The sequence below is a fragment of the Candidatus Caldatribacterium sp. genome, from assembly GCA_014359405.1.
In the GTDB taxonomy this organism is placed as follows: domain Bacteria; phylum Atribacterota; class Atribacteria; order Atribacterales; family Caldatribacteriaceae; genus Caldatribacterium; species Caldatribacterium oleiphilum.
The window spans coordinates 1-780 of record JACIZN010000171.1 but is presented as its reverse complement, the minus strand read 5'-3'; the positions used below and the strand labels follow the sequence as shown (position 1 = coordinate 780).

The window sequence follows — 780 nt, the reverse complement described above, 5'->3', positions numbered from 1 at the left end:
CTCTGCTACTTGACCCGGACAAATATCAAGCTGCAATCAAGATACTAGTGATCCCCGATAAGGAATACTTCACGGAGGGGGTGGTGCTTGGAGCCAGTTAAAGGAGGATATCAGTGTTTTGCGAGCCCTAAAAGACGGTATGTTCTGTGTCGGTGGATGCTTTGGTGGTTGAGAAAGTGAGTTTACTAAGGTAAGGGGGGTCTTTCAATGAGGAGAAGCCTCTGGATGAGGATCTTTCTATTTCTTCCGTTTGTATTGTTCGCAATGCAATCTCTCGCAGCGGCAAAAGTTGAGCTGGAATGGCAGGTATGGGGAAGACCAGGCGAGATCAGGGTCTTTAAGGAGGTTATAGCCGAATTTGAGAGGCTGAATCCCGATATTCAAGTGAATCTAAGTGAGTACAGTTGGGATGACCATCACAAAACCCTGGATCTAAGACTTGCGGGAGGCACATCTCCAGACATCTACCGTACAATTTATCCCTACTTCGGTAGATACATGAAGGCTGGATATGCTGTAGATTTGACAAAGTACTTTCCAGAGGGGTATTGGAAGAGGTTTTGGCCATCGCTTTTGAGTTTCGTAGAGGACAACGGTAAATACTACGCAGTTCCCCAGATGACCGATACGAATGTAGTATTCTATAACGCTGATGTCTTCAGGGCTGCGGGTTTAAGTGCTCCTACCTCGATTGAAGAAGCTTGGACATGGGACGACTGGGAAAGAATCGGTCGAGCTATTAAAGAAAGAGGGCTTTTACCCTATGGAATCGCAGGAGCC

At 46.7% G+C, this 780-nt stretch carries 1 protein-coding gene and 1 pseudogene (1 of these 2 only partly in view); both read left to right on the top strand.

Going from position 1 to position 780, the window contains the following annotated elements; genetic code table 11:
- A pseudogene (locus tag H5U36_09960) lies at positions 1-13 on the top strand (zinc-binding dehydrogenase) (it extends 950 nt beyond the left edge of the window).
- 194 nt (positions 14-207) lie between these two features.
- Positions 208-780: extracellular solute-binding protein (locus H5U36_09955; GenBank protein MBC7218429.1), on the top strand; the 573-nt coding region annotated here is incomplete at its 3' end.